The organism is Ktedonobacter sp. SOSP1-52, from assembly GCF_016587395.1.
Genome location: NZ_BNJH01000005.1, coordinates 603,244 through 619,845, shown reverse-complemented (window position 1 = coordinate 619,845; position 16,602 = coordinate 603,244). Strand labels below are relative to the sequence as shown.

The 16,602-nt window shown below is 51.7% G+C and carries 16 protein-coding genes; 8 read left to right on the top strand and 8 right to left on the bottom strand.

The window, feature by feature from the left end; all coding sequences use genetic code 11:
• The first annotated feature begins 111 nt into the window (after window positions 1-111).
• Window positions 112-951, top strand: coding sequence for a class I SAM-dependent methyltransferase (locus tag JMJ16_RS43410; RefSeq protein ID WP_201391748.1), 840 nt, complete (start codon window positions 112-114; stop codon window positions 949-951).
• Between the two features lie 212 nt (window positions 952-1,163).
• Here JMJ16_RS43410 and JMJ16_RS43405 read toward each other — a convergent pair whose 3' ends face one another.
• Entirely contained in the window at window positions 1,164-1,691 is a 528-nt protein-coding gene (locus tag JMJ16_RS43405; protein ID WP_255553303.1) for a DUF6230 family protein, read from the bottom strand.
• 140 nt (window positions 1,692-1,831) lie between these two features.
• Here JMJ16_RS43405 and JMJ16_RS43400 point away from each other — a divergent pair, with 140 nt between their 5' ends.
• The gene (locus JMJ16_RS43400) at window positions 1,832-2,659 is read left to right on the top strand and encodes a nucleotidyltransferase domain-containing protein (RefSeq protein ID WP_201377465.1); all 828 of its coding nucleotides are present in this window, start codon (window positions 1,832-1,834) and stop codon (window positions 2,657-2,659) included.
• A 184-nt stretch (window positions 2,660-2,843) separates the two neighbouring features.
• Window positions 2,844-4,418 (top strand): IS1182 family transposase, encoded by a 1,575-nt coding sequence (locus tag JMJ16_RS43395; protein ID WP_201377468.1) that lies wholly within the window; start codon window positions 2,844-2,846, stop codon window positions 4,416-4,418.
• On the opposite strand, the gene JMJ16_RS43390 is transcribed toward JMJ16_RS43395, so the two are convergent.
• The 7 genes from JMJ16_RS43390 to JMJ16_RS55090 form a co-directional block, all read right to left on the bottom strand.
• Window positions 4,392-4,703 (bottom strand): hypothetical protein, encoded by a 312-nt coding sequence (locus JMJ16_RS43390; RefSeq protein WP_201391746.1) that lies wholly within the window; start codon window positions 4,701-4,703, stop codon window positions 4,392-4,394. The genes JMJ16_RS43395 and JMJ16_RS43390 overlap by 27 nt on opposite strands.
• A gap of 165 nt (window positions 4,704-4,868) precedes the next feature.
• A complete protein-coding gene (locus JMJ16_RS43385; RefSeq protein WP_201391745.1) occupies window positions 4,869-5,663 on the bottom strand; it encodes a hypothetical protein in 795 nt (264 codons plus the stop codon).
• A 242-nt stretch (window positions 5,664-5,905) separates the two neighbouring features.
• On the bottom strand, window positions 5,906-6,520 hold the full coding sequence (locus JMJ16_RS43380) for a DUF6230 family protein (protein WP_201391744.1): 615 nt from the start codon (window positions 6,518-6,520) through the stop codon (window positions 5,906-5,908).
• Window positions 6,521-6,738: 218 nt separating this feature from the next.
• Window positions 6,739-7,383 carry a DUF6114 domain-containing protein gene (locus JMJ16_RS43375; protein ID WP_201391743.1) on the bottom strand — a complete coding sequence of 215 codons (645 nt, stop codon included), beginning with the start codon at window positions 7,381-7,383 and terminating at the stop codon, window positions 6,739-6,741.
• Window positions 7,384-7,597: 214 nt separating this feature from the next.
• Window positions 7,598-8,179, bottom strand: coding sequence for a TetR/AcrR family transcriptional regulator (locus JMJ16_RS43370; RefSeq protein WP_201391741.1), 582 nt, complete (start codon window positions 8,177-8,179; stop codon window positions 7,598-7,600).
• Between the two features lie 143 nt (window positions 8,180-8,322).
• A complete protein-coding gene (locus tag JMJ16_RS55095) occupies window positions 8,323-8,970 on the bottom strand; it encodes a sensor histidine kinase KdpD (RefSeq protein WP_236601958.1) in 648 nt (215 codons plus the stop codon).
• Window positions 8,942-9,973, bottom strand: a complete 1,032-nt coding sequence (locus JMJ16_RS55090) for a GAF domain-containing protein (protein WP_236601957.1) — start codon at window positions 9,971-9,973, stop codon at window positions 8,942-8,944. The genes JMJ16_RS55095 and JMJ16_RS55090 overlap by 29 nt, the downstream gene beginning before the upstream one ends.
• A 472-nt stretch (window positions 9,974-10,445) precedes the next feature.
• On the opposite strand from JMJ16_RS55090, the gene JMJ16_RS43360 reads away from it, so the two are divergent.
• The 5 genes from JMJ16_RS43360 (at window position 10,446) to JMJ16_RS43340 (ending at window position 16,602) form a co-directional block, all read left to right on the top strand.
• Window positions 10,446-11,186, top strand: a complete 741-nt coding sequence (locus JMJ16_RS43360) for a GH25 family lysozyme (protein WP_236601997.1) — start codon at window positions 10,446-10,448, stop codon at window positions 11,184-11,186.
• 328 nt (window positions 11,187-11,514) lie between these two features.
• Complete coding sequence (locus JMJ16_RS43355) at window positions 11,515-12,336, top strand: alpha/beta fold hydrolase (RefSeq protein ID WP_201391736.1); 822 nt, start codon at window positions 11,515-11,517, stop codon at window positions 12,334-12,336.
• A gap of 284 nt (window positions 12,337-12,620) precedes the next feature.
• The gene (locus JMJ16_RS43350) at window positions 12,621-13,847 is read left to right on the top strand and encodes an ROK family protein (protein WP_201391734.1); all 1,227 of its coding nucleotides are present in this window, start codon (window positions 12,621-12,623) and stop codon (window positions 13,845-13,847) included.
• A gap of 224 nt (window positions 13,848-14,071) precedes the next feature.
• The gene (locus JMJ16_RS43345; protein ID WP_236601956.1) at window positions 14,072-15,406 is read left to right on the top strand and encodes an ABC transporter substrate-binding protein; all 1,335 of its coding nucleotides are present in this window, start codon (window positions 14,072-14,074) and stop codon (window positions 15,404-15,406) included.
• A 260-nt stretch (window positions 15,407-15,666) separates the two neighbouring features.
• A complete protein-coding gene (locus JMJ16_RS43340; RefSeq protein WP_201391732.1) occupies window positions 15,667-16,602 on the top strand; it encodes a carbohydrate ABC transporter permease in 936 nt (311 codons plus the stop codon).

Here is a 16,602-nt window from a genome sequence, read left to right as displayed (position 1 = left end):
GAAAGCAAACATACAGAGAAGGCAGGATGCTCACACATGTCTTTCTTCAAGATAGTTTCACGGAAGACGTTATCACAGGTTCCAACAGACAGGAGGGGGAAGGTACCCTCAGTGACTCAGAGACAATCAGGATTACAATCATTCGGGGAGCAGGAAAATGCTCCCTATCTCTTACCCCGAAACGATGAAGAAATCAATCGATTGGATTTCCAGCATTATATTTTGCGTGCCACGCTCAAAGGCAATGCTCTGGCTCCATTGCAGCCTCCAACCAGCATGTTAGATGTTGGGTGTGGAACGGGGCGCTGGTGTCAGGAAATGGCTGTTACGTATCCTCAAGCAACCGTGGTGGGTTTTGATCTGGTTTCCCCCCTCTCCTTGCCACGAAGTCCACAGTTTCCTGACACGTGCCGTTTTGTGCAAGGCAATGTTCTTGAGGGGCTTCCTTTTGCGCCGCAGAGCTTTGATTATGTGCATCAACGGCTCCTGGTCTTTGCCCTTCCTACCCAACGTTGGCCAGGCGAGGTCCAGGAACTGGTCAGGGTGACTCGTCCTGGCGGTTGGGTGGAACTCGTGGAAGTGGATATCACCTTTGAGCAGATGGGGCCAGCCAGTAGGCAACTTGCGACCTGGATCACGGAGGCAAGCCGCCAGCAAGGCATTGATCCTTCGATGGCCCGTCGTACCCAGAATCTTCTCGAAGGTGTGGGCCTGACCAATATTGTGTATCAACAGATTCCCAATCCCGTTGGCAGTTGGGGAGGGCGCATTGGTACTATGGCGGCAACAGGCGTCCAGGCCATCAATAAAGCGATGCGCCAGCAAGTGCTGTCTCAACTCGGTGTGTCGCCAGCACAATATGATCAGGCGCTGGCAGCATCGCTAGACGAATACGATAGCTACAAGAGCTATTCCAACACCTTCATTGCCTGCGGACAACGGCCTCTCTAGCTTTATTTGAAGTTCTCTTCTTCAGCAAGAGGGGGACTTCAAAGCCTCTCGTGATCACATGTTGCGTATGCAAATCGCTTCTCTCCTGTGCGTAGAACTCAATATCATTCTCTTCGCCGTTGTTGTGACAGAGGACCGTTCTCAAGCATTTCAGCAGCTTGCGGGAAGATTTCAAACCACAGAGGCGCACGTGCCTGCGATACCTCATTGCCTCATCGGTACGCTCGATCAAATAAGTGAAACGCTCCAAGAAAGGCGAGAGATGTATGGGATCTCGTATATCTCCGTGTTTGAAGAGAGTGCAGAGGTGTTTGCGCCAGTTGTCGCCCGCCCCGTTGGGAAGTAATAGAGAGCGTCAACCCGGGCAGAGTCATACTATTGGCAATCACATATGGCGCGCTAATAGTGACATTGTTTAACGTCATGGTTTGGGTATCGGATCCGAAGGCATTGTCGTTGGCATTGTTGAATATTGCCTGGCCCTCGAACGTCGCCACGTCAGAAGAGAGAACTGACAAGTCGGTCGTTAGACCAGTTGTGGTGACTGGCGTATTCTGTCCCGCGTTCAAGGTCACCGTGACAGTGCCAATAACCGGCAAGGCCATCGCCTTGGAGATCACCAAATTCGAAAGCGTCCCATCGAGCTGGTTGACCGCGGGGGAACTAGAGCATCGGTCGAGAAATGGAAATGAGAATCTCCGTAAATGAAGTGCACGTTTTTCCCGCAAGGATGAGCACACCAACGCCTCCTCATCAGTATATATAGCCAGAAGAAAATACCGATCCTCCAAGGTTGTGTTGTTACTCCTTTTCCTCTTTTCCGTCGATATAACAATGCGCTGTTTCTCCACAAGAGCAAAAGAGATCAAGGAGATCGTTTATGTCCATGGAAAAAATGAAGTATGTCCAAGCACGTACCATCTTACTGGAGCAGATCGCTTCCACGTTGCAAAAGGATGAGCGCTTTGTGGCAGCCTGGTTGGCTGGGAGCTTTGGTCGTGGTGAAGAGACGTGGCTCAGTGATCTGGATCTGTACGTCGTCGTCTCTGACGCCTCAAGTGCGTCTTTGTGTGCCACCCCCTGGCAGATCGGAGCGAAAACGACGGAAGAACGCCTCGCCCTGTTCAAGCAGTTTGGGACACCAGGAATCATTTTTGAGAGAAGGAACCACGCGAACCAGATTGACAGTATCCTCACCAATGTGGTTTATCAGGAGTCCGCTCAAAGTGTCGATTGGATGCTGATCCCGCAGGCAAAAGCCTACCGCGAACACGCTTCCCTTCTGCTCTTTGATAAAGTTGGTCTTCCTAAACCATCGGCACCAGAACCTGAAAGTCTTGAGCAGCGTATCGAGCGAGCTTCGACACATGTGGGTTTCTTCTGGATCATCGCTTGCGGAAGTGCGAGGGCTCTCGCTGCGGGCAGGCTTCTTCTTTTCTCCTCCTACCTGCTCGAACTGGAAGGGACGATTCGCGAAGTAAAAACAGCACTCCGGGGTGAACGTACGACGTACACAAAGCACACCAATCTACGAATGTCTTTCACACATGAGGAACGTGTAGCCATTTTACGTCGCCTTTGTGATGAAATGGAAAGTTTGATGCCCCAGGTAGTCCAGTTTGGGGGATACGTTCCAGTCTCACCTCGTGCCATTGTGGAGCTGCGACTCGCATTGCCTCCATCAGAGGAGCAAAACACGCTGCCATAAATCTCATCATTCCATGGGCTCTCAAACGTTGGTGGGGAGGCACTGACGGACGCATCTGTATTGGAAAACGGCTCTGCTTGAGGAAATGAGGGGGGAAAGAAAAGAATGCGATTGACAGAGCAAGCGAGAGATGATTAGCTCAAGAAAAAGAACTAAGCCTCGGAAAAGGTTCAGGAGGAAATGCATGCAACCACCAATATGGAAGCCTCCCGTGGAGTTGAGCGAGCAAGAAGAACAGATTGTGAAGCGGATTCGAAAAGCTAAATTATTTGTCTTTTTGCGTCAACACCGTCATGAACTGTTTGATGAAGCGTTCCAGCAGGAATTGGCGAGTTTGTACCAGAAAGCAGAGCGAGGGCAGCCGCCAGTGACCCCAGCAATGTTGGCCCTGGCACTCATCCTGGAAGCATACACTGGTGTATCCGATGATGAGGTCATTGAGGCGATGCTTATGGACCGGCGGTGGCAGTTGGTACTCGATTGTCTGAATTGCGAGCAAACACCTTTCAGTAAAGGCACATTGGTGGCCTTTCGCCAGCGGCTCATTGAGGGGCAGATGGATCGACGGCTGATCGAACGAACCATTGAGATCGCCAACCAAAGCCAGGCATTTGGTCCACGGGCCTTACGCGCCGCCTTAGATAGTAGTCCGTTGTGGGGAGCCGGACGAGTGGAAGACACCTGTAATTTGGTGGGACACGCGCTCAAAAAGGTCATGCGCGTGGTGGCTGGCCAGCAGGGGCGGGGGCTGGTCGAGGTAGCGAAGGAGGCCGGAGCAGAGTTGGTCTGTGGGAGCAGTTTGAAAGCGGCGTTAGATCGTGATTGGGATCAACAAATTCAGAAAGATGAGGCGCTGGGTCTGGTCTTGAATGTGTTACGAGCCGTAGAAACCTGGGTGCAGACTCTGCAACAGGAAGATGTGCTCTTGGCTCAGCCGTCTCTCTCAATTGCTCAACAGGTGAAGGCGCAAGATGTGCAGGTGGATGAGAAGGGAAAAGAGAGTCTGATAAAAGGAGTGGCAAAAGATCGACGTATTAGCGTTGAAGATGAGCAGATGCGCCATGGACGCAAAAGTCGAAGCATGCTGGTCGATGGGTACAAACGTCATGTCTTGCATGATCTGGACACGAGCCTCATCCGTGCGGTGGGAATCACGCCAGCCAATGTTCCCGAAGCCAGTGTCACGAGAGCCATCAGTGAAGATCTCTGCCAGCAAGAAGTTTCTTTAAAAGAACTGCATATCGACCGGGCCTATTTGAGCAGCCATTTCGTGCGGGAACGCAGCGATGATCTGGCGGTGTATTGCAAAGCCTGGCCGGTACGCGAGAGCAAACGCTTTTCCAAGCAAACTTTTACCTTAGATTGGGAACGGCAGATCATCCGGTGTCCGGCTGAGCAGGAGATGCCCTTTCTGCCCGGTGGGGTCGTCCACTTTCCCAAAGAGATCTGCGCTCAATGCCCATTGAAAGAGCAATGCACGACCAGCACCAAAGGGCGCAGCGTCAGCATCCATCCGGATGAAGCCTTGATCATCGAGTTACGTGAGCGCCAACAGACAGTGCAAGGGCGTGCTCAACTACGCGAACGAGTGGCCGTCGAGCATACCCTGGCTCATGTAGGTCAGTGGCAAGGACGCCGCGCTCGCTATCGAGGTGTGCGCAAGAACCTCTTCGATCTGCGCCGCTGTGCTGTTGTCCACAATTTGCATGTCCTGGCTCGCTCCCAGCAGCTTTCAGCTAAGCTTCAGGACTCTGCTTGATTTCTTGACCGGCTCTCTAGTATCGACTGGGGTAATTCCCGGATAGAGGCGCAAGCTCGTGGTCTTGATGCTTGCCGCCTTGAGCGTCACAGGGATGGGCACTGCCACTGTCATAGCAAGCGTGCCCTTGGAGATAAGAACGATCATACCTCCAAGGAGGGCCAATGCGACCAGCATTACAGTCCAGAATATGGATGGCTTGACCGTGCCAATGACTGCCTCCTGCTCAGGCTGCTCCTGCCCTTCATTATTCAGGCTTTCGTCAGCGAAAGGTTTCTGTTCCATGTTTATGGCCTTCCTCCCATGACGTACCTCCCGACTCTTCAGGTTTACTTTTGGCGCCTTCTTCGGGGAGGAGAGTGTAGGGGAATGCCAGAGGCATTCCCCTACACTCCCCTCCCCTACACTCCCCTCCCCGAATGCAAAATCAAGAGGCGTGTTCAGGTTGGCTCAACATATCAAGCAAAGAAGCAGGCACGGACACTTTTTAGGCGTGGGTGTGGGTGTCGGTACGGAGGGAGGCGTCAGCGTCGGCAGAGGCAAGGGCAGCGATGGCGTCCCCGTAGGCAATGGCGTTCCCTTCGTTGGTGGTGTTTTCGTAGGCGACGGTGTAACCGTGGATGAGGGCGTATCCGTGGGTGGCGACGCCTTCAGTGGCGCGGGAGCTGTCGCGGATACCACCATGTGGAAACTGGTGACGGTAAAGGTATTGGCATAAATGGAGCGATCCACCTTTAATGTCACGTTCTTCATCACCAATCTAGGGACGGTACCGCCAGCCGCCAGGATAAGCAAATCGGCTTTATTCGCGAAACTTTTGAGCCCGGTATTGACATCCTGGAAAAGGCCCGTTTTAATGGCCACGCCAGTCGCCGATACCGAACCATTCGACGAGAGCACCAGATTCACACCATAAAATGGATGACTCAAGCTAAACCCGGTCATCGTGGACGCGCTAAAGGTGAGCGTGGGATGAAGCGGGTCAGGCAATGAATTCATATGCGCGTTCGTGCCAATGATTTCGGTCGCCTCTAAGGTATAGTCGCCCGAAGCCGCGAATGCCCCATTTGAAGAATAGTTTACTTTGATGCCAGATGACGAGAAGGCACTCAGGGTGTCTTGCGATTGTGAAGGATGCGCATAGGCCTCAACAGGATGCATAAGTAGGAGTATGGTTCCCATGATCAGACCGAGGGAGAGAATGGGAATACATAACCTTATAACGTTACGCCGCAAAGAGTACACGTCGTCCACGCTCCTTTATGGTGGGAGCAGTGTTGCTCCTCCGCAAAGTGGAAACAGCACCGCTGGAAAAAAATAGAGTAAATAAGTAAAAAGTAGTATTTGACGGATTGTAAATATGAGGGGCCAGGGGGCCTGTACGGCCCCCTGGTGGAGTATGGGGGTATCCCTTATGTGTGTAAAAGGATTGGGTTATCAGCACACACACGAATACGCCGCATACAGGCATCACGCTGGCAGCCGCTTTAACTCACCGTGAGTGTCAACCCTGGCAGGGTCATACTATTGGCTATCATATACGGCGCGCTAATGTTGATATTATTCAATGTAACGGTTTGGGCATCAATTTCGAAGGCATTGCCATTGGCATTGCTGCTTACCGCCTGGCCCCCAAACGTCGCCGACTCAGATGACAGACCCGCCAGGTCGGTCGTCAGACCAGTTGTGGTGACTGGCGTATTATTCTGACCCGCCTTCAAGGTAATCGTCATATTGCCGACAACCGGCAAGGAAACCGTCTTGGAGATCACCAGGTCCGAGAGCGTCCCATCGAGCTGGTTGACTGCAACAGCAGTTTTACCATCGGCCTGGGAGATCCCCGGGTAGAGGCGGAATCTCGTGGTCTTGATGCTTGAGGCCTTGACCGTCACAGGGATCGGCACCGCCGCCGCCATGGCGATTGCGCCCTTGGAGACAAGAACAGTCATACCGCTAAGGATGGTCAATGCGACCAGCATTACAACCCAAAATGCTGTACGGTTGACCCTGCCAATGGCTGGCTCCTGCTCAGGTTGCTCCTGCTCTTCATCATGAAGATCCGGGTTGGTCGGGGTTTCGTCAGCGAAAGATTCCTGTTCCATAAGGTTGCACACCCGCTTTCCACAAAATAGCAAACGGTCGTCTTGTTTTGTCTATGAACCAGGCAATTCGGCCAGGGGAAGGCATCCATGCCTTCTAGAACCGGCTTTTTTGTCTGGTTCACAGATCACTTGGCCAGAGGAAGGCATCCATGCCTTCTAGAACTGGCTTGCCGCACTACAACGAACATCCTACAAGCTGAGTTTAGAGATCAATATGGTTAGTGTGAGCGAGGAAAAGGTTTTTTCATCCATCCTGGGATCTTGCGTGGAAGCTTGTAATTTGTGACGCTTTGAGGCGAACGGTTCCGAGACCGGGAAACAGGCTGCCAGGCAACACCCATAGCGCCACCTATGATACCCAGTAACATGCCTATGCCCAAGCCCCCAGCGGCAACAGGGAGTGAGACGAGAGAAAGTACGACGGCACTTGATCCGGTAACAAGTGCGTTGGAAGGGACCAGTAACTGGATTAATCCCATGACTAAGAGCAGGCCACCCACCAGCAACCCGGCCCAAATATTACTACCCGGTAAGAGCGCGAACGGAAGCAGTTCAATCGGACCCCAGAGTACCAGGAGCCCCGCGAGTATGATGAGAATTGATCCCGAGAATGGACGTGTTCTGCGCCAGAGGCGGAAGCGTGACCATTCTCGCCAGTTGTCCTCCTGCTTCGCCTTCTTCTTCCCTGGGCGCGAAAGTGGCGGAAGACGTAAGGGTAAGGCCGACCGCAGTTGTGCTGCTGACAGGCGTTTCCAAGACCAGTGTTTTGGTTCTGTGGAGATCTTTGTGCCGGACGTTTCTCCCCCGGCATTGGTGCCATTAGCCTGAACCACAGCGATGGTTGGGTCGTCTTGATTGGCCATCGCGAGTGCCTCCTTTTCTCTACACTGAGAAAAAAACTGACTGACTATCAATCAATGGTCTTATATACAAAAATAAAAGATAGCACTACATTTGTCAAGCACATGAGAAAAAAATAGCAAAACTGGTAAGGGGTCAAGGTTTTGATCAATAAGGGGTGGGTCGCGCCAATGCGCGAATTTTAACTTTGCCGTGATCACACCTGTACGCGACGCCTCAATCTATTCCAAGTGCTCGGCAGACAAATTGTGCGGTTTCTTCAATATAGTGATCAGTCGATATCGGTGAATTGTAGAGGTAGCACTGAAGCGTGGCATAGTAGACCGCCCCTACAATGAGTGTCGCAGTGATATCGGGACTGATTGAACTATTGACTGTCCCTTGCATCTGTTCATAGCGAAGCAGTTCGGAGATCAAGCGGTGATACGGCTCGAAGACGAGTTCATTTTCTGAGGCCGATTCGACGAGGTGGGCCAGGGCAAGTACATCACGATACATACTCAAAATGCCAAATATTTCTTCGATGCTCCTCTCAATCTTCTGCTCAATAGGACGAGGCTCTGTAAACACACGCAAAAGAGCCATCTGGACCTCATTTTGCATCTCTATGGTGAGGGTTTTGACAATAGATGCCTTAGAAGGGAAATACCAGTAAAACGTTCCCTGGGCTACCCCCGCTTTGGCGACAATTTCAGAAACGGTGGTGGCTTCATAACCTTTCTCGGCCATGATCTCTCGTGAGACTTTGAGTAGTTCGGCGCGGCGGTCGATTTTAGGGTGCTTCGCGTTCCGATGCATACTTATTGTTTCCCCTGGCTGCATAAAAAATTCTTTTGCATAGTTTTTTTAGAATAGCACACCAGGACCATAAAGTACATTATCCCGCGAAGATTGCGATGTACTTCTCATATCTGCGGTGCCCTCATATCAGGCGGTGACGCCTAATGTTCGCCTTCTGTGGGACTTGCAATTGGCAGGGTGAACCAGAAGGTCGCCCCCTGCCCGGGGGCACTTTGCACTCCAACGTTGCCATGGTGAAGCTCAATGAAGGCCCGACAAAGATACAAGCCTAGTCCTAAGCTCAGATCCAACTCATGCTGGACGGCGCTGCCTTTGGCCCGATAGAAACGTTCCCAGACATGCGCTTGCTCTTCCAAGGAGATCCCTGGCCCTTCGTCATGCACCGAAACGCGCGCAGTTGTGTCCTCGACGGTCACCTGCACGCTAATGGGATGCCCTGCAGGCGCAGAGCGAAGGGCATTCGTCAGGTAGGTAGTGAGAACCTGGCGGATCCGTTCAGCATCAGCGAGTATGGAGACCGCGTGTTCCGTCGGCAAGAACTCCAGCATGATGGTGCGCTCAGGATTGGACTGTTGCTGTCTGGCCACCACCTCTTGGATTGCCGTGAGCAGATCACAGTGCTTCATGCACAAGCTGAGCGTGTTGCTTTGCAGATGTGCATCATCAATGAGATCGTTGATCATACGTTGCTGAATTTCGGCACTTTGTGAGGCCAACAGTAAGGGCTGCTGGACATGCGCAACGTGTGTCCCTACCCTCTCAGACTGTTCGGCAATCTGACACTGCAACGTCTTTAACCTGCGCTGCGACCGCTTTCACCAGTTCGATTTCCTCTAGTAGGTATTCGCTCTCCAAACCCGTCCTGGTAATAATTAGCCCTCCAGCCAGCCGTTGCTCCAGAAACAAGGGGACCATCAGCAAGCTCTCCTCAGCGCCAAAATCTCTCGCATATTCAGATGGGAAACGCACAAGATCAGTCGGGATAATTACCTCGTTGGACTGAAGGTGGTCCATCACCGTCTCTCCGACCAATTCTGTGGCCGAGAAGCGCCCACTGTCGCTCCGGCGACGGTGTTCTTGCTCAGCGGTAAAGCCGCTTCCTGCTACATAATGCAGATGCCCTGTTGATCCCAGCGCCCAAAGAGCGACCCGGCGACAATCCAGAACCTCATGGATCACGTCCACCAACTGTTGGGCGACCAGAAGCAGCCGAGGTGACAGGAGCGGTGTTGCTCTCGGCAAGGTAAAATCCATATTCGTGGGAACTTGCACAATGGCTTGGGTCAGAGCCAACACTGCCTGCTGAACGCGTTGAAGGTGCAAGGCTTTCTGATAACGGAAGGTAATATTACGGAAGATATACGCGAATTTGGCAGTGCGCTTGTGGGTATCCAGCAGGGGAAAGCGCCAGACATACACATAGATCTTGAGCCCGGAAGGCAGATGGAGGGCGAGCGTGTTTTCTGGCGAATGAGACATCACTTTTCCAGCAAGGGCAAGGTTGATGGGCCATTGCTCGATAGAGGAGAAGCGTTGCTGTTCGTTAGACAGCTCATAGGGTTCGAGAAACTGCCGATAGGAGATCCCCCGGTAAGGAAAGTCAGGAGCCAGTTCAAAGAGTTGAGAGGCCGCGGCATTGATCTGCAGGATCTTCCCTTCCCAATCACAGACAATGACGCTGTCGGGGAGAACGTCCAAAATAGCTTTCAGCTCAGGCAACGTCAAAGCACAGCTATGGGCGATGGCTTTTTCCAACGGGGAGGCGTGGAGCTCTCGCTTCCTTGCAGGCATCGCACGTTGATATCGCTTCCTTCTATGTGCTTGACGGCGAGTGACAGGTCGAGGACTCTTACCCACTTCAATCCTCCTATCGGGAACGACCAGATGTTTCATGAGCAAGGGAAAAGAGTGTCTTGATACTACTATTGTATGCTTCGCATAGAAGGATACAATATCATCTCACTTCTGAGGTTAAGCAACTCGATCCAAACCCCTATGAAAGAATGATTGAAGTTGCACTGTAAGAAAGGGAAATGTTTGGAAGTTGGTTCCAGGAAGGGAGCCATTTGCCAGCATCTTGGCCATCCCTAGATAGAAGCAAATTTTGAGCGACTGGCTGCTGCTCAGGATGCCTACAGCGGTGTACAGAAAGATCGATCCATTGTGATAATGTACATTTGTATATTTTTATGCTCCAGTGGGATCAGGCGGCAGATCAAGACGATTGGTGTGTTATCATCTCTATAGATACATCCTATCGAAGGTGACGTCTTTGAACAAAGTATGGGAATTTATGAGAAGAAGAGTACGGCGAGTTGTGCTTGTCCTGCTTTGCCTGCTGGCAGTGACAATTTTATTGTATACGGGGATCATCTGGCCGAACTCCTGGTTTGTGTCGAATAACAATGTGCAAGGCCTTGATGTGTCGAGCTATCAGAAGCAGATTGATTGGAAACGCGTTGCCCAAACAGGCAGGTACGCGTTTGTATTCATTAAGGCGACCGAGGGCAAAACGTATCAGGACGCCTATTTTCAGGCGAACTGGCGCGGGGCAAAAGAGCAGGGGCTGCTTCGAGGTGCGTATCATTTCTATACAGCGTCCTTGAGCGGTGCTGAGCAGGCAGATAATTACATCAATATGGTTCCCAAAGAGGCAGGGATGCTGCCACCCGTGTTGGATCTGGAAGTATCCGGTAAGGATCGCCAGGCGATGCTACGCGAAATCAACGTGTTTCTTAAGCGGCTGGAACACCACTATGGTATGAAACCCATTATTTACACGGATCTCGACCGATACGCAGAATATATCAAAGGGCATTTTGAGAATTATGTCATCTGGATCGGTGAAGCACTTTTCCCGATCCAATGGAGCAATGTCACCAATTGGGCGTTCTGGCAGTATTGTGATCGGGGGCATGTCCCCGGAATATCGGAGCCTGTTGACTTAAATGTCTTTTCTGCAGAGAGAGAAAAACTTTATGAACTCTCATACCAATCCATCTGAAGAAGACGGCGCAGTATGGGCCACCAAGTATTGATGGAAAGGATCGAGGGGCTGTTGCGTCGAGCGGTGCCTCTTGAGAGAGCATACCATATGGACCCGAAAAATCTTCTTCCATCTTGCTCATTTTGCCAAACAGGGCACGTGCCTTGCATTGCCAAACAGGCTCTTACCCTCCGAGAGAGACGCCTGATGGCGCAACGCGCGTCTGGTATGTATGTGCAAGAAGGGCAAGATCGAAGAAGTTTTCTTCTTTCCAAGGCGGTAGAATAGGTGCGTGGCATCTTGTAAGCATGCCTGTCATTCCACAAGGATCGAGGAGTTTTTGCTCATGACAACGACATCCAATACGAACCATCCGGCAGGAAAATACGCTCCTATCAACGGTATCAATCTTTACTATGAGCTTCATGGCACTGGCGAGCCGTTAATCATGCTACACGGTGGCTTTGGAACCTTTGACATGTTCGCCGCTCTTTCTCCCACTCTCGCTCAGAACCACCAGATCATTGGGGTCGATCTTTACGGGCACGGACGCACCGCCCTCACTGATCGCCCCTTTGACTTTGAGCATCTGGCTGATGACATCGCTGGCCTGATAGAGCACCTTGGTTTGGAAACAGCCGATCTCCTCGGCTACTCTTTTGGAGGCGCTGTGGCTCTGCAGACCGCCATTCGTCATCCAGAACGGATCGACAAACTCGTGGTGATCTCCACGCCTTTCAAACGAGTTGGCTGGCACCCCGAGATGCAAGCCGGCATGGCATCTACGTCCCCTGAGTTCTTCCTGGGTACTCCCATGCATGAGGCCTATATGCGTGTGGCTCCGAAGCCAGAAGATTTTCCTCGTTTTGTTGCCACCATGAGGGAAGGTATGAGCCAGGACTATGATTGGAGGGAGCAGGTCGCTGCTCTGAAAAACCCCACCCTGATTATCGCCGGCGATTCCGATGGGCTTCCTCCTTCGCATGCGGTCGAGTTTTTTAATCTCCTCGGCGGCGGCTTGAGGGATGCCGGTTGGAATGGTGAAAACCTCATTCCCTCACAACTCGCCATCTTGCCCGGCGCCACCCATTATAATATTATCTTCCGACCTGATCTGCTGCTCCCGGTGCTTTCTCCTTTTCTTGGCGGAACGCAAGCACAGGAATAGTTGGGCAGCCGCACCTATCCCCTCATGAGAGATAGAGGAGCCATCGGGCGAGGATTTTGACGCAAATCCTCGCCATTTGATATGCACCGACCCCAAAACCTTGACCCCTAGAATCTGCTCCCTTGACAACCCTTATTTTATTGATTAAAATAAGTATAAATACCTCATGAATAAGCAAAAGGATGAAATAAGGACTGGCTTCAAAGGAGGTAGCTTTCATCCCCGGATTGAGCTGGTTAGCGGCATGAAACAATGAAGATATCTTGTTATTTGTGGAGAGATCAATGAAGCGGACACGCAATCCAGTTGTACCAGATGTGCGACAGATCAGCCGCTCTACGATCCTTCGGCAAATCTATCTCGGTAAGTCGATGAGTCGCCAGAAACTGAGTCAATATTCTGGTCTGAGCTCAGCGACGATCACCAATGTGGTTGTCGAATTGCTTGAGGAAGGGATTGTTATCGAGTCTGGTTTAGAGGCATCACAAGGAGGACGACCTCGTTCCATTCTGACCATTAACCCACGTTATGGATATTTTATCGGTGTCGACATCGGTGAGACGTTCATCAGGATTCAGCTCTTTGATTTGGCATTGCACAAGCTAAGCTCTATAGCATATCCACAGGTTCTCGATGAGAATCGACCAGAGCAGGCGGTACAATTTATTTGCCAGGGAGCAGAAGCTGTATTGGCGGAAGTTGGAATCACACTGGCGAAAGTGCTTGGTGTCGGGATTGGTGTGGGTGGTCTGGTCGAACGGGACGAGCAGATAGCGGCCTATGTGCCTAGTTGGGGATGGCAGAGCGTGCCACTTGTCTCACTTCTCGAAACATATTTCCCTATGCCCATCTATCTTGATAATGCTGCGAAAGCTATGGCACATGCAGAGAGTTTATTTGGGGCCGGTCAATGGTCTAAGCATATAGCTGTTTTACTGGTAGGAACAGGGATAGGGGCTGGCATTATCGCTGATGATTCCTTGTACCGCGGTGTCAGCAATAATGCGGGAGAATGGGGGCACACGACCATCGAGCTGAATGGACGCTTGTGTCGCTGTGGTGGCTATGGGTGCCTTGAAGCCTATGCCGGCGCCCCAGGCATTATTGGACGATTGAGAGAAGTAGCACCGCAGAGTTCACTTCTTCAGAGTAACGATCAGGAGCGCATTATTGCCGCTATCGTTGAGGCGGCACGTAACGGAGATCCCGCGGCAATTGGCGTGCTCAAAGATACCGCGCACTATCTTGGTGCTGGTATCGCAAATCTCATTAACCTTTTCAACCCACAAGTCATTATCCTGAGTGGGTGGGTTGGGTTGGAAATTGGCGAGTATATTCTCTCAGAACTGCACCGGTTTGTCGCGCGTTATGCTCTCAAACGGCTGTTCTCAGCCACCAGGATCGAACTCAGCCACCTGGGCCAGGATGCTGTTGTGATGGGAGCCGCAGCGTTTACCCTGGAGCAGTTTCTTGCAGTTGCAGGAAGGCACAATTCATCTTCCCTCAAATGAGGATCTGGCCTCATTTGAGATCAGTGCTCTACGCTTGAGTGGGCTTATTGCCTCTCCAGCGTAGATATCCCGATGAATACAGGCCCTTATGTCCGTATGTCTAGTTTTATTGGTGTACTACCCTGGAGGTGACTTCAAGCTTAGAGACAGAAACGAAGGAGCAGATATCGTGGGGCGTTTTTCATAGATCACGCTGTTGTTTTCTTATTTGAATGTAGGAGGCATTGGACAATGCAGTTTTTCTCCTCTTCCCTCGGATGCGCCATCTGGCGTCACAGTTCGCCATATTGGGCATCATACTCGCGCTCATAGGACCTCTCGCTGCCTGTGGCGGCAGCAATTCAAGCGATACCTCCACCGGCCCGGTGAACTTAACGTTCTGGTCATGGATCACTGGAGCCGATAAGGCGGTTGCTCTCTGGAACCAGACTCATCCCAATATTCATGTCAAATTCAGCAATGTGGGTTCAGGCCCGGTTGAATACGACAAGCTATTTACAGGCATCAAAGCGAATAACGAACCCGATGTTGCTCAGGTCGAGTTCCAGGTCATGCCCACGTTTGAGACGACGGGTGCGCTGGTTGACCTTGCCCCTTATGGAGCTGGAGCGCTGAAGGATAAGTTTGTACCCTGGACCTGGAAGCAGGATACTCTTGACAACGCTATTTATGGTATTCCTGGCGATACTGGTCCTCTGGCTCTGTACTATCGGGCCGACCTCTTCACAAAGTATCATATCCCGGTACCCACTACCTGGGCGCAATACGCTGAAGATGCGGCCAAATTGCATGCCGCCGCCCCCAGTACTTTCATCACTGACTTTCCTCCCAAGCAACCAGGATGGTTTACCGGGCTGGAGTGGCAGGCTGGTGCGCGCGTGTTCACCATCGATGGCCAGTCCTGGAAAGTATCCATTAACAATCCTCAGGCCCAGCAGGTCGCCTCTTACTGGCAAGATCTGATCAACAAAAAGCTCATCAAAACCGAGCCGGACTTCGCCGATGGCTGGTTCCACGACTTGCAGAGCGGGGCAGTTGCTACCTGGATTACCGCGCCCTGGGGAGCTGGTATCATTGAGCAAAATGCTCCCAAAACCGCTGGGGATTGGAGAGTTGCCCCCATCCCACAGTGGGAGGTCGGGCAGCAAGTTGATGGTAACTGGGGTGGTTCCTCCAATGTCGTATTCAAAAGCACGCAGCACCCCAAAGAGGCCGCCGAATTTGCTCAATGGTTCAATACCAATCAGGGAAGCATGGAGCTACAGATTAAGGGCAATGCGCTTTATCCGGCCTATCAGCCGCTCTTAGATTCATCTTTGCTGAGCGGTCCTCGCCCGTTCTTTGGGGACCAGAAGATCTTCGACCTCTTCAAGACTGCGAGTACACAGGTGGATGTCAGTTTCCAGTGGGGGCCAACGATGGAGAAGGTCTATAGTGACATGGGTGATAATTTTGCCAACGCGGTCAACGGCCAGGGGACATTGGGGCAGGGGCTGAATGCAGTCCAGCAGAGCACAATAAACGACATGAAAAAGCAGGGCTTTAGCGTCAGTTCGTAGCCAATGCGTATCTCTACGTCTTACCAGGCCAAATACGCGTTTCCAGGTGTGCCAATGTCTGAAAACGCGTCGACGGCCCCTGGGACGCTTGTTGGTTGTGTGTCGGTATCTCACAACCAACAAGCATAGCTACCTTCTTCATAAGCGTTTTGCATCATATGGTAAGTACTGTTGATACTGCGCTTCATGAACACGGGTGCGTTCACAAGCGAAAACCTGCGCACTTTTCATAGATGTGATCTGAATGAGGAGAATATTGTATGGCACTGGAAGTAGCCTCACCCCGTCCACGTCGCCAGCCACGCCAGACCTTGCGCCGTCGAGCCCTGGCGCCCTATCTGTTTCTCTTGCCCTTCGGGTTACTCTTCATCCTGTTTTTTATTGCACCACTCATCTATGCACTCTATCAGAGTATGTTTCAGTCCCACCGCAGTGGTCTGGGATTAGGTGCTGCTACAGTGAGTTTCAGTGGTTTGGCCAATTTTGCCGATGTCGTGCACGATCCCAATTTCGCTGCCTCAGTGGGTCGGGTGTTGCTCTATGGCATCGTGCAGGTTCCAGTGATGCTGGGTTTGGCACTCATCCTGGCACTGTTCCTGGATTCAGCGGCGGCACGCTTCAAGGCTTTCTTCCGGTTGGCCTTCTTTGTACCCTATGCCATCCCGGGCATCATTGCGGCTCTGTTGTGGGGCTATCTCTATGACCCAGCTCTCAGTCCAATTGTCAAAGGTGTCCAGGCACTCGGCTTGCCGAGGCTGGATTTTTTGGGTGCAGGAACCGTCCTCTGGTCAATTGCCAATATTGCTACCTGGACGTATACGGGCTACAATATGCTCATCATTTTTGCCGCTCTCCAGGCTATTCCTTCTGAGATCTACGAGTCGGCTCGCATGGATGGTAGCTCGGGATGGCACGTTGCCTGGCATATCAAAATTCCATTGATCGTCCCCACTCTGATTTTGACTTGTATCTTCTCTATCATCGGGACACTCCAACTCTTCGGTGAACCCCAAGTACTCTCGGCGATCTCCAACAACATTTCGAGCTCATACACTCCTGTCTTGTATGCATACAATACCGCCTTTAACTACAACAACTACAACTATGCCGCTGCGCTGTCAGTTGTGTTGGCACTCGTTATCTGCGTGCTTTCTTTCGGCTTCTTACGTATTACCCAGCGACAATCAGGAGTATAA